The sequence below is a fragment of the Chryseobacterium camelliae genome (assembly GCF_002770595.1).
Lineage (GTDB): Bacteria > Bacteroidota > Bacteroidia > Flavobacteriales > Weeksellaceae > Chryseobacterium > Chryseobacterium camelliae.
This window is the reverse complement of record NZ_CP022986.1, coordinates 3,991,030-4,004,678: the sequence shown is the minus strand read 5'-3', so window position 1 is coordinate 4,004,678 and position 13,649 is coordinate 3,991,030. Positions and strand designations below refer to the sequence as shown.

Here is a 13,649-nt window from a genome sequence, read left to right as displayed (position 1 = left end):
TCAATATAATTAGTAAAATTGATATAGTTTATAAAATAATAAACATATGTTTAATCCCATTAATTTTATCTCATAAAAATGAATTAAATTAACACACTGTATTTCAAATACATAAAATAATCACCCTACTTTTAATGATCATAGAAAATCCTTATTTATATTGAAAAAAAATAGCAGCTAAAATTAGCTGCTATCATAATAAAGTATGGTTTATCTTTATTTCTTGATGACTTTTAAACTCTGCCTTGTACCATCCTTCATTTCAAGCATCAGGATATACATGCCTGATTTGAGTTCTCCCAGGTGAAGAACAGAAACAGGATTGGCAATAGTTTTCACCAATCTTCCGGCAATATCCACTATTCCTACTGACTTTACATCAGAAATATCGGATAGATTAAGTGTCAGTTCAAAAGGATTAGGATATACCTGGATACCTTTTTTGCCCGCAGTCTCAATTGTTCCCATGGTAGGTATAGCTTCAATTTTGAAATTATCTACAAAGAAATCAACATCTTCGGCATCGTCTACTGTACCGTCACTTCCGTAAAAAGCAAACATAGTATTGGCAGAAGTATAGCCAACCAGGTCAAGACTGTACTCATTTGATGTATTGGAAGGCGAATTGGAAGCATTCCAAGTCTTCAAAACAGTCCATGTTAAACCTCCGTCCTGAGAGATCAGTAAATAAATTACGTCGTCTGAACCTAATGTACTGGCAATTACATCTGCATATTTGGTAAGTCCATAATTGAATTTCACCCTGTACCCTCCTGCGGAAAGGTTAAAGACAGGTGTTTTAAGCCATCCTGTCCTACCAGATGAATAAGCATTGAACTTGGCTGAACCTACCGATCCGTTATTCAGGAAACCATCTTCAACCCACAGGCCGGAAGTGGTGGTTCCTGTAGAACCCGTAGCAGGTGTACCTCCGGTTGCATTGTTCGCCCAGCATGCTCCCGGAAAAGCAGCAAAAGTCTGGGTATACGCAGGCGTTACCGGACCGCAGATGGTATTGAGCACCCTTTCAGTACAAGACTGTGATGTTACCTGTGCGTCATAAGCGTTAACGGTGTAGAAATATGAAGTACTGGTATTCAGTGGTGTGGCAAGAGTATACGTTAAAACGTTTCCTACATCTACATTATTCATGACATCGGTAGTACCCGGAGCCGTCCCCATGGATATTTTGTATCCTGTAGCGCCCGTCATAGCACTCCATGTAATCGTAGGTGTCAGAGACACATTTACAGCGGGATTGGCCGGCGCTGTCACGGAAGGACAGAAAGAAGCTGTTGTAAATACCGGTACAGATGTCCACAAGCTTGCAGAAGACACACAGTTGGATCTTACCCAAACATAATAGGTTGTTGAAGGGTTCAGTGCAGACAGTGTGTAAGGTCCCGTTACATTAGTTACTGTAGGCGTAGCACCCGCGGCCGGTGCCGTAACAGATGTACTTACATACAGGTCATAATTTCCGTTGGGAGCAGATGATGATGCAGTCCAGGAAATCGCTGCCGATTTATAGGTTACAGAGGCAACAGATGTTGCAGAAGGCTCTACACAGGCAGGTACTGCTTCAACGGAAACATCATCGATATAAATTGATCGTGTAGTTCCCCCCAGTCCGTGCCTGAATGCCAGGTTCTGATCTGTTCCTGCCGGAATATTCACAACATACTGTGCCCATGCGCTGGTAAGGGTTATAGAACTTCCGATGGCAGTAAACGAAGCCGGATTGGAAATATCAGAAACCGTTCCTACCTGCAATACATATCCGGCAGAACCTCCTTTGGCTAAAAAGCGTACTCTTCTTGTTCCGTCTGCAAGATTGGTCGTCTGCGGAGAAACAAGCATGATATTCCCTGTGGTAGCTGATGCATTATACAGATAATAACAGTTAGGAGATGAGGCAGGTAATGTGGAAGAAACATATCCGTACCCGGCAGAACCTGAGGTTTCCACATAGCTCCAGCATGTAGGAGCATTGGTATTACTCGAAGAGCCTGCTGCTGTAGTATCGAAGTTCTGTGTATACGGAGCCGCTGTCGGCTGGCATACGGTTGTAAATATTCTTTCGGTACACGAGGCAGAGTTGCTGGTTGCTGTATAAGCATTAACCGTATAATAATAGGTCGTAGAATAGTTCAACGGAGCGGAAAGTGTATAAGTAGTTACATTACCCATATCCACGTTATTGATCACATTGGAAGCTCCCGGAGTCGTACCGACTGTCAAACGGTAGCCTGTAGCATCAGTAACACTGCTCCAGGTAATCGTAGGAGTCAATGATACATTGATCGCATTGGAAGCCGGCAGGGTTACTGCAGGGCAACCAATATTTTTTGTAGTAAATGAAATTTCCGTACAGCCAGTTGCTGTTCCGTTGCTGTTCGATGGTGATACCTTTGCATAATAGGTCTTTCCGTACAGCAGAGCTGATGCAGCAGGAACGGTGTACGTGGTTACATTTCCTACATCAACACCATTCATGATATCAGAAGCTCCTGATGTTGTCCCTACACTTAACTTATAAGAAGCCGCTCCTACGGAGGTATTCCATGTTAAAGTCGGCGTCAGGGAAGTCCCGGTAGCCGCGTTAACAGGGGATGTTATGGTCACGCATGGCGGCGGTGCAGTAGAAACCGAAATATTCAGGTTATCTACAAAAATATCGTCAGAGCCGTAGTCAGAAGTTGCTGCAAGCCTTACTATAGCATTGGAAGCATTGGAACTGATGATGTAATACGGTTTCGTCCAGGAAGAATTGGTCGTCAGGGATCCAAGGCTGTTAAACGTAGCTCCGCCATCAGTAGATAATAAGACATCAAGCTTATCTGCTCCACTGTTATTCCTGTAATCAAAAGATAAAATCCTCAATCCGTTTCCTCCGGAAGCAAGATTAACATACAGATCCATATTTCCGGTCAGTCCGGCAGTTGCATAATAGGAATGGAACCTTGCAGCAGGAGCTACAGCAGGAGCGGCAATAGCCGTTGTTGTCCCTTCTGTATTGTTATACCATCCTGAAGTGCCGGTAAAGCCAACATTAGCGGTTGAAATATCACTCTGCCTCCAACTGTTATTTCCACGGGAAGGCCATGTCCTCCAGTAAGAAACATTAGGAAGATCAGCAGTAGAATTCCCGTTAGCCCAGGAAGAAAAATCTTCATTAAAAGGCAAAGATGCATAGGAAGAAGGTGCGGCCAGCCATGTTCCCGGCGTGTACACAAATGTAAGACCGGCAGCAGGAACCGTAGTTCCGTTAGTAGTTCCTAAAGTACAGCTTGAGCTATTCAAAGTACTCGCTGCTGTGGAAGTCCAGTTGGCTCCTGTCCTGTTGTTGACATCTCCAAGACCATCATTACCTCTCACCCCTACCTGACCGGTAGCTGTAGAGGTTCCGGAAACACAGTTTCCATACATAATGGCAACCGTATTTGCCGATAAATCCAGCTGGATCTGAAAGTTCAGCAGCTGTGCGGAAGATCCGCCGCTTACCTTTACATCAGTAAACTGGACAGTAAATTTGTTTCCGGAAGTTTCATAGGAAATCTCGGAAGTGGAAGTATTGGCATTGATCAGGTCCGCAGAAAATCCGGCCACTGCCCCTTCAGTAAGATTTGGAACCGGCGAATTGGTTGAAAGCCCTGAAGTCGTTGCGGCCAGCGGAACCTTACCAAAAGTTATAAATCCATTATTGCTGATGAAAAGGGATGTGTACGATTTTCCATTAAATTTAAAAGAAGGAATCGTAATTTCCCCGGAAACGGCATTAGTGCCTATAGCGGCGCCTGATTGCCAGATGGTTCTTGAGGCACTCAGAGGAGTATATGTCCCGCTGCTTTGCGTAAATCCGTACCCATTGTTAGGGTTTGGGCTTACAGACTGAGGAGGACCTACCTGCGCATACGCAGCAGTACCCAGAGCCACCAGACACGTCAGTAAAAGTTTCTTCATAAATTGTAAAATTTAAAGTATATAAAATGTATGTAGTTTAAAATTGTTCATGATAGATGCTGCCTGTAAAAGTATCCCTCCAAAAAACAGCAATATCATCGGGAATTGTTATCCAGGGTAGTAATATCGGACACATTAATTAAATGCTATAAGCAATACTTCAGGGAATTAACTTAGTGAAAAATAACAGAAGCAGTAATTTTTTATCATCAATATAATTTTTGCAAAAATAAAAAATATATCGAATTATAATTAAAAAAATTTCATTAAATTTTCAATTTAATGAATAAAATATCGAATTATCAACAATAATATAAATTTAACAATATAATACTGTTATAAATTATTGAGAGACAAATCATTAAAACACATAACACTAAAATGGCACCAGTGCCTGGTTTTAAGATAAAAAAAAGTGGCCATAGGCCACCTCTATACTGTTATGATACATATTCTTTTAGTTCAGGTAAAACTCATATTTATTCAACAATTGGATTTCTTTGATCAGATCGCCGTTCAGGCTTACCGAATGCTTCATCGACTGTACTTCCAGCGGCACCTCATCTTCTGTATTTTTAATAAAGAATTTCAGCTTCTGGTCACCTCTGTTTTTTTCCACTATATTCCGGAAAAATATAAGATCTTCCTGCCGGAAATCCATAACATCCATCACTAGAGAAATGCTTTTCGCAAACCGTTCAAATGCTTCCTGAAGCTCAATCACTTCATTCACATTCACAAATACACGGCCATCTTTTACCTGCGCAAACTTAATCTTAAGTATAACGAACCTCTGCACTTCCAGTTTCTCTTTCAGCCGCATATAATCCCGGTCTCCCAGCCTGAATGAGTAGGAGCCAGAATAATCTTCCAGCGTAACAAAGGCTACTTTCTCACCGCTCCGGAAGCCATCCTGCACGCGGTATTCGGTAATAAGTCCGGCAACAGTATACTCTTTTCCGCCACCGCCGTTTTCGCGTTCTTTCTGGATCTGTTTCCAGTCCTTCTTTTTTTCTTCAAAAAGTTCTTCCTGCTTATGGGCAAAAGCCTGTTCTTTGTAAGCATCCACCTCATCCAGGTTCAGAAAGCCGAACGTTCCTTTAGGCTCTGCTTTTTTGGTGGTCTCTTCTATAATTTCCTCTTCACCGGCAATAATTTCATCCGGGATAATTTCGGTAATATCTACAGCATCAAACTGAGCTTCCTGTTCAATAACAGGCGGTGCATCCTGGGTTATTTTCTCTTCTTCATCTTTTTCCAGTACTTTTTTCTTGGAGAGCTGCCCCTGCATAAACTGGAAATGATACCTGAATTCATCCAGCGGATGAGCTGAAAGGTAAAAGCCGATGATCTCCTTTTCCTTATTCAGTTTATGCATATTCGGCCATTCCGGACATGGTGGCAGTTTTGGCTGTTCAATCTGTACTTCTTCAGCAAAATCTGCAAAAAGGGAGTGTTCCATTTCATTTTTGCTCTCCTGGAAACTTTGCCCGTACCTGATTAGTCTTTCCAGGTTAGTCCTCCCTGCCGAATCAATATCGAAATACTGGCCCCGGTGGTACGTATCCAGTTCGTCGAATGCACCGGCCACTACTAAGCTTTCCGCCACCCTCTTGTTCATCTGCGAAGGAAGGATACGCTCGAAAAAGTCATAAATATTCCTGTACCTTCCGTTTTCACGCTCACGGGTAATAGCCTCACTCGGCCCCTCACCTATTCCCTTGATTGCTCCCAGTCCAAAGCGGATCTGTCCTTTTTCGTTGACAGAGAACTTATACTGCGATTCATTGACATCCGGCCCAAGAACATCGACTCCCATACTTTTACAGTCTTCCATGAACATGGTGATCTGGGCCGTATTATTGATGTTATTGCTCATTACACTGGCCATATATTCTGCAGGGTAGTTGGCTTTAAGGTACGCCGTATGATAAGCAACCAATGCATAGCAGGTGGAGTGGGATTTGTTAAAGGCATATTCGGCAAACGCTTTCCAGTCATTCCAGATTTTGTTCAGCTTCTCTTCGTCCAGGTTGTTTTTCTTTCCGCCTTCAATGAATTTCGGATACATTTTATTCAGAACATCAATCTGCTTCTTCCCCATGGCTTTCCTCAGCGTATCCGCTTCACCCTTGGTAAAATTAGCCAGCTTCTGGGAAAGCAGCATTACCTGCTCCTGATATACGGTAATACCATAGGTTTCCTTCAGGTATTCCTCAGTTTCAGGTAAATCATATACGATTTCTTCAATACCGTGTTTCCTGTTGATGAAATTCGGGATGTACTTGATAGGACCCGGACGATACAATGCGTTCATGGCGATAAGGTCGGCAAAAACCGTTGGTTTCAGCTCCCTCATGTATTTCTGCATTCCCGGACTTTCATACTGGAAGATCCCGATCGTCCTTCCTTCTTTAAACAGCTGATAGGTTTTGGCATCATCCAGAGGTATATCATCCGGATTGATCTCTATCCCGTGTTTTTCTTTTACTATTTTTATGGCATCTTTAATGATGGTCAGGGTCCTGAGTCCCAGGAAGTCCATTTTTAGAAGACCTGCACTTTCCGCTACTGAGTTATCAAACTGAGACACCAGGATATCAGCGTCTTTTGCGGCTATGGTTACCGGAACGAGGTTGCTGACATCTTCCGGTGTAATAATAACCCCGCACGCATGGATTCCCGTATTCCTGATACAGCCTTCCATCTTTTTTGCACTTGCCAGTACTCCGAAACGTGGATCATCAGGATTATTCAACACGAACCTCATCTCGTCGACGAGCATCTGGTCTTCCGGCCTCAGCTTATCATATTTCGACAGTGCTTTGGCAATATTCATCCCCGGTGTGGATGGAATGAGCTTGGCAATGTTATTGGTGTCCGGAATCGGGAGGTCAAGAACCCTTCCGGCATCTTTAATTGCAGATTTCCCACCGAGTACTGAATAGGTAATTATTTGTGCTACCTGATTCTGCCCGTACTTATCAATAACCCATTTGATAATCTTATCCCGTCCTTCATCATCGAAGTCAATATCGATATCCGGCATGGAAATCCTTTCCGGATTCAGGAACCGCTCAAACAGAAGATCATATGCAATCGGATCAACATTGGTAATCCCGATACAGTACGCCACGGCTGATCCTGCTGCCGATCCCCTTCCCGGTCCAACCCAAACGCCCATATTCCGGGCTTCATTACAGAAATCCTGTACGATAAGGAAATACCCGGGATATCCCGTGTTGGCAATAACGTCCAGCTCGAAATCAAGGCGTTCTTTAATTTCCTCCGTAATCTCAGCATACTTTTTCCTTGCTCCCTCATAAGTAAGATGGGTGAGGTAAGCCATTTCCCCCCTTTTTCCTCCATCCACATCATCTTCAGGATGAACAAATTCCTCAGGAATATCAAACTTAGGAAGAAGGACATCCCTTTTCAGGGTATAAGGACTGAATTTATTCAGGAATTCCTCGTAGGCGTCAAAGGCATCGGGATAAGCCAGAAAGGCCTCCTTGATTTCATCCCGGTTCTTGATATAATATTCCTGTGTTGTCAATCCTCTCCTTTTACCAAAGCCTTTTCCAACAGGCGTTGTAAGCTTTTCACCATCTTTGATGCAGCTTACGATATCCTGAATATTGGAATCATCCTTATTGGTGTAGAACGTTTCATTCTGCGCTAGAATCTTCACGTTATATTTGTCCGCGAAATAAAGCAGTACACCGTTTAGGTGCTCTTCTTCAGGAAGGTTATGGTTCTGGATCTGAACGTAGAAATCATCTTCAAAAGTATCTTTCCACCATTTAAAGAGTTCTTCACCCTTCTGCTCACCGGTATTAAGGATTGCATCCGGGATATCACCGTTAATTCCAGAAGTCAGGGCAATCAGCCCTTCCTTATACTGTGCGATCAGTTCCCTGCTGACCCTCGGTACGCCAAAGTAAAATCCTTTGAGAAAACCGATGCTCGAAAGCTTGGCTAAATTCTTATATCCGTTAAAATCTTTGGCCAGAAGAACCACCTGGGTCCTTCTGTCGGGATCATCTTTCGTGAACTGTTTCTGCTCATAGCGGTCAGATATATAAAACTCACAGCCTACAATAGGAACAAGTGGTTCTGTGGCAGGCTCGGCTTCATTAAATTCTGTCCCGCTTTCTTCTGCTTCCTGCTTTTTAGCCAGGTACTCCTTATATTTTTTGTTTCGGTCCGAATTCAATGATTCTACGGCAGAGACAAATTTAAAGGCTCCCATCATATTACCCAGGTCAACCATTCCTACAGCAGGAAAATTGTCATCAACCGCTTTTTTAATCAGATCGGAAATCCCGCTGGTAGCGGTTAACGTTGAGAATACGCTATGGTTATCAAAATTGAAATATTTACCCAGATCGATATCGTCGATACTTCCGAAATCAGTCTGTTTCTTTTTGTTATGGAAATCGGCAACCTGCCTTCTGATCACAATATCGAAAGGCTGTATAGGCCCAGGATATAGCGTCTGGAAATATCGTAACTGATCTTCGGAAATTTTCAGCAGTTCAGCAGGGATAATCCCCACACGCATCATTTCAAAAAATACCTGGGCTGTCGCATTAACGTCAGCTGCGGCGTTATGCGCTTCATCAAACTTATTTCCGTATAATTTTTCGTACAGTTCTTCCAGTTTAGGTGGCTTGAACCTGCCCCCCCTTCCGCCGCCGAGCTGGCAGAAATCTGTACCTAAAATCATGGTATCTGCCTTAGGCTTTTCCTGAAGGTTGTCCTTCATATTTTTTCTGAAAAACTCAGCTCCTACGATATTATAATCGAACTCTACATTATGTCCGGATACAATACGTACTCTGTCGAGAACTTTTGAAAACTCCTCAAGAACTTCCTGCAGGTCCCTTCCTTCATCATTGGCAATCTTGGTGGTGATACCGTGGATCCTTGCCGCGTTAAACGGAATATCGTAGCCTTCCGGCTTTATGATATAATCCTGGTTTTCAATCAGCTTCCCGTCATCATCATGCAACTGCCAGGCGACCTGAACCATCCTTGGCCAGTTCTCTGAATCGGAGAGGGGAGCATTGAAATTCTTTGGTAAACCAGTGGTTTCTGTGTCAAAAACTAAATACATGTAATTTTCTGGCTTTTCATTAAAAGAGCCTGTAAAGTTACTGCATTTTTTTCTGTTTTGAAATGGATGAAATCATAATCTGTACCTCATTTTTAATAATAAATTACTAATATGAGCTCATATTTCAGAAGTTATTTTAACAAATATTAAATTTTTATTTAAATGAATTTAATATTTTAATGAATATTCAATATATTTGCTGTGGTACTCTTTATTAAATATTTACTGCTTATTATGAAAAAACATTTACTTTTAGTTGGTATTTTGTCAATTACCTTGATAAATGCACAAAAAAACAACGATGAAATCATCCGAGAATTCGAACAGCAAAAAGTAGCAAATAATAAGCAGTTTGATGCCTATGTTATTAAAGCCTATGGCAAAGAAATTAATGTCTCTACTCAGAAGAAAATTGATTCTTTACGCTCAAGATTAGCCGGCTTTAATTTTGGTGTTCCTTATTTTTTGGAGGAAGAAGATACAAGACAGCTTCAAAACTCTAATTCTGATTTACTAAATACTTCCGGAAATATTACAGGTTTAACCGGTTCTTTTAATGGAGAAGGAATCAAATATACGATTTTTGATGGTGGAAGAATTTACGAGGCACATACAGCATTCAATAATGCAACAGGTCGAATTACCAATAAAGAAGCAAGCACTCAGGATTACTCTGCTCATTCAACAGGCGTAGGAAGCTTTATTGGTGGAAAAGATACTCCTTTATCCAGCAATAATGTCCCTGTAGGTAATGCCAAAGGTATTGCCATCAATTCAACTATGGATAGTTATATGTTTGATACCACTGTTTTACCAGGCAATACTGCTTCAAGCACTGTATTTCAAAAGATAGCATTAGCCCAGCCTAATATTTCAAATCATTCTTATGGAGTCAACGCGGGCTGGACTGAAACTTATGATGCTAATGGTACTTTGACTTCCTATGTTTACAGAGGATACAAAAGCGGCACTACATTTTATGATTATCAGGGAACTTATGATACCAATGATTATAATTACGACCTTTTGGTATACAATAATCCTTCTTACATCATTGTAAAGTCATCAGGAAATTATTTTAATATGGGGCCAGGGACCAATTCTACTGTTCCTAAATATTACAGATCTGCTAGTGGAAATGTGCTTTTTACTGCCAGTGATGCATTACCGCCAAAAAACTGCTCTCAAGGATATGATTGCATAGGAACAGGATCACTGGCAAAAAACATTATCGTTGTAGGAGCTACAGATATTATCACCACAAATAACTACCGTTATACCAGTGCTTCTGACGTTGTGCATTCCAGTTACAGCAGTGCGGGACCAAGAGATGATGGTGGAATCAAACCGGATATCTCAACCGTTGGTACCAATGTATATTATGCTGCAACGACTGCCGCAGGCAGTAATGCATGGGCAGGAGGAAGCGGAACCTCTTTTTCCGCTCCTGTAGTAACGGGTATTATCGGTCTCTGGACACAAATCAATAAGCAATTGTTCAATAATGCATTACTAAGTGCTTCTTCAGCAAAGGTTCTTACCATCCATTCAGCATCAGAAGCTGGAAATGTAGGCCCGGATCCATGGTTTGGGTGGGGATTCATCAATGCTAAAAAAGGTGCCGAACTCTTGGTAGGAAAATCTAATAATACAGTAATATTTACTGATGAAACCCTCACCAGCGGTGTCAAAAACAGCAAGACCATTACCGCATCAGGAAGTGAACCGCTAAAAGTTACGATCAGCTGGCTGGATCCTAAATATACGCCGAATTATCAGTTTGTATCCGATGTTTACAATAACAGGACATCCAAATTAGTCAATGATATAGATCTGAGAATTATTGATACGACAAACAATACGGTTTATTACCCATGGAAACTGAATGCAGACAGTCCGATGACACCTGCTACCAAAGCAGACAATACAGTTGACAACGTAGAACAGGTAGTTATCGATGCTCCTGTAGCAGGAAGGAATTACAGGATTGAAGTAACCAATAAAGGGACTCTCGTCAATGATTCCAATGCATCAGCACCTCAGAATTATTCTATCATGGTAACAGGTTATTCCCAGCAGGTTTTGGGAACAACCGATGTTTCCAAAGACAGCGGAATCGTAATAGCTCCAACGATGACCAAGGACTTTGTAAAAGTATTGAAAGCCCCTAAAAAATCTATTTTCAATGTGTATGATTTATCAGGAAAAAAATTACAGAGCGGAAGCATCAACAGCGATGAAGAAAGCATCAACTTAGCGCCTTACACCAAGGGAATTTATATTGTTGAGGTTAAAACCGGTACCAATATGATTTCCAAAAAGGTGATCAAAGAATAAAATTTTCACATAGAAAACGCAAAACACTAACAATTGTTAGTGTTTTGTTTTTTTATGTATATTTGCTTCCTATGGAAAATACACTTCACGAAAAAGTTTCTCAGGATATTTTGCTGAAGGCTTACAACCACATGATGCTTGCCAAAGCAATGGCCGATATCTATGAAGAAAACAGGAATGTCTGTAAATATGTCCACAGTACTTCAAGAGGCCACGAAGCCATCCAGTTGGCTACCGCCTATCAGCTGACCAAAGAAGACTGGGTTTCTCCCTACTACAGGGATGAAAGCATTCTTTTAGGGATCGGGTTTGAGCCGTATCAGTTGATGCTTCAGCTACTGGCAAAATCAGACGACCCTTTTTCAGGAGGAAGATCGTATTATTCCCACCCTTCCAGCAGGGATGAAGATAAACCTAAAATCATTCACCAGAGCTCCGCGACCGGAATGCAGACCATTCCTACCACCGGTGTCGCTCAAGGAATAAAATACATCCAGGAATTCGAACTGCAGAATTTTGACCATAACCCGGTAGTGGTATGCAGCCTCGGAGACAATTCAGTAACGGAAGGTGAAGTGAGCGAAGCGCTGCAGTTTGCAGCTTTACATCAGCTGCCCATCATATTCCTTGTACAGGATAATGACTGGGGAATTTCCGTAACCAAAGAAGAAGCCAGGACCTGTGATGCCTATGACTTTGTTGCAGGATTTGTAGGATTAAGCAGGATGCGCGTAGATGGCACGGATTTTATCGAGAGTTTTGAAGTCATGAAGAAAGCGGTTGACTTTGTGAGAACGGAACGCAAGCCGGTAGTGGTTTGTGCCAAAACAGTTCTAATAGGGCACCATACTTCAGGAGTCCGGAGAGAATTTTACCGTGATGAAGAAGACCTTACCAAGCACAGAGCTAAAGATCCGGGAGAAATTCTCAGAAGACAGCTTCTGGAAGCCAGGATTGATCAGGAGCAACTGAACAGCATCATCCGTAAAGCCAGACAAAAGGCAGAAGAAGATTTTGAAAGGGCTAAAAATGCAGAGGACCCGAAATCTGAAACCGTCATGCAGCATGTTTTTGCTCCTACCCCGGTAACTGAGGAAACAGGAACGCGGGAACCCGAAGGCGGAGAAAAGATTGTGATGGTTGACGCAGCCATCCACGCCATCCAGGAACTGATGTGGAAACATCCGGAAGCATTGCTGTACGGTCAGGATGTAGGAGAAAGAATCGGCGGCGTTTTCCGTGAGACGGTAACCTTAGGTAAAAAATTCGGGAAAAGCAGAGTATTTAATACCGCGATCCAGGAAGCCTATATCATTGGTTCCACAGCGGGAATGAGTGCCGTAGGTTTAAGACCTATCGTCGAAGTGCAGTTTGCCGACTATATTTATCCGGGAATCAACCAGCTGATTACAGAAATTTCAAAATCGAATTATCTTAGTAACGGAAAGTTTCCGGTAAGCAATATTATCCGCGTACCCATTGGTGCCTATGGCGGAGGCGGCCCTTACCACAGCGGAAGCGTGGAAAGCATCCTGGCTAATATCAAAGGAATAAAAATTGCCTACCCGAGCAACGCAGCAGATTTCAAAGGCCTCCTGAAAGCAGCTTATTATGATCCCAATCCGGTCATTATGCTGGAACATAAAGGACTTTACTGGAGCAAAGTTCCGGGAACAGAAGACGCAAAAACCATTGAACCTGCAGAAGATTACATCCTGCCATTCGGAAAAGGAAAAGTAGTCATCCAAGCAGATAAGCAAGAAACAGAAAAAGGGAGAACAGTATTGGTGGTTACATACGGAATGGGAGTTTACTGGGCCAAAGAAGCCGCCAAAAATTTTGCAGGCCGTGTTGAAGTGATCGATCTTAGGACGCTAATTCCCTTGGATGAAGCACTGGTATTTGAAAGAGCAAAAGAACATGGAAAATGCATCGTCCTTACAGAGGAACAGCTGAACAATTCATTTGCAGAAGCTTTCGCACACAGAATTACCAAAAACTGCTTCAGGCACCTGGATGCTCCGGTGGAAACTATGGGTGCACTGGATGTTCCGGCAGTTCCGATTAATCTCGTTCTGGAAAAAGAAATGCTTCCTAACGCTGAAAAGCTCAGCAGGAAAATTGAAGAAATGCTGCAATATTAATGATATGAGCCTCTGGAAACAGAGGCTTTTTTATGCTTTGATACCAAAAGCCCCCTTTATCTTTTGATTACTCGTTGGTCTCTATT

4 protein-coding genes are annotated in these 13,649 nt (G+C 42.3%); 2 read left to right on the top strand and 2 right to left on the bottom strand.

The window, feature by feature from the left end:
- Positions 1–216 precede the first annotated feature (216 nt).
- Together CGB83_RS18395 and dnaE are read right to left on the bottom strand one after the other, a co-directional pair.
- The gene (locus CGB83_RS18395; protein WP_100077142.1) at positions 217–3,963 is read right to left on the bottom strand and encodes a T9SS type A sorting domain-containing protein; all 3,747 of its coding nucleotides are present in this window, start codon (positions 3,961–3,963) and stop codon (positions 217–219) included.
- Positions 3,964–4,420: 457 nt separating this feature from the next.
- Positions 4,421–9,082, bottom strand: a complete 4,662-nt coding sequence (gene dnaE, locus CGB83_RS18390; RefSeq protein WP_100077141.1) for a DNA polymerase III subunit alpha — start codon at positions 9,080–9,082, stop codon at positions 4,421–4,423.
- 234 nt (positions 9,083–9,316) lie between these two features.
- Here dnaE and CGB83_RS18385 point away from each other — a divergent pair, with 234 nt between their 5' ends.
- Both CGB83_RS18385 and CGB83_RS18380 read left to right on the top strand, forming a co-directional pair.
- The gene (locus CGB83_RS18385; protein ID WP_100077140.1) at positions 9,317–11,419 is read left to right on the top strand and encodes a S8 family peptidase; all 2,103 of its coding nucleotides are present in this window, start codon (positions 9,317–9,319) and stop codon (positions 11,417–11,419) included.
- Between the two features lie 71 nt (positions 11,420–11,490).
- Complete coding sequence (locus CGB83_RS18380) at positions 11,491–13,563, top strand: alpha-ketoacid dehydrogenase subunit alpha/beta (RefSeq protein WP_100077139.1); 2,073 nt, start codon at positions 11,491–11,493, stop codon at positions 13,561–13,563.
- The last annotated feature ends 86 nt before the right edge of the window (positions 13,564–13,649 follow it).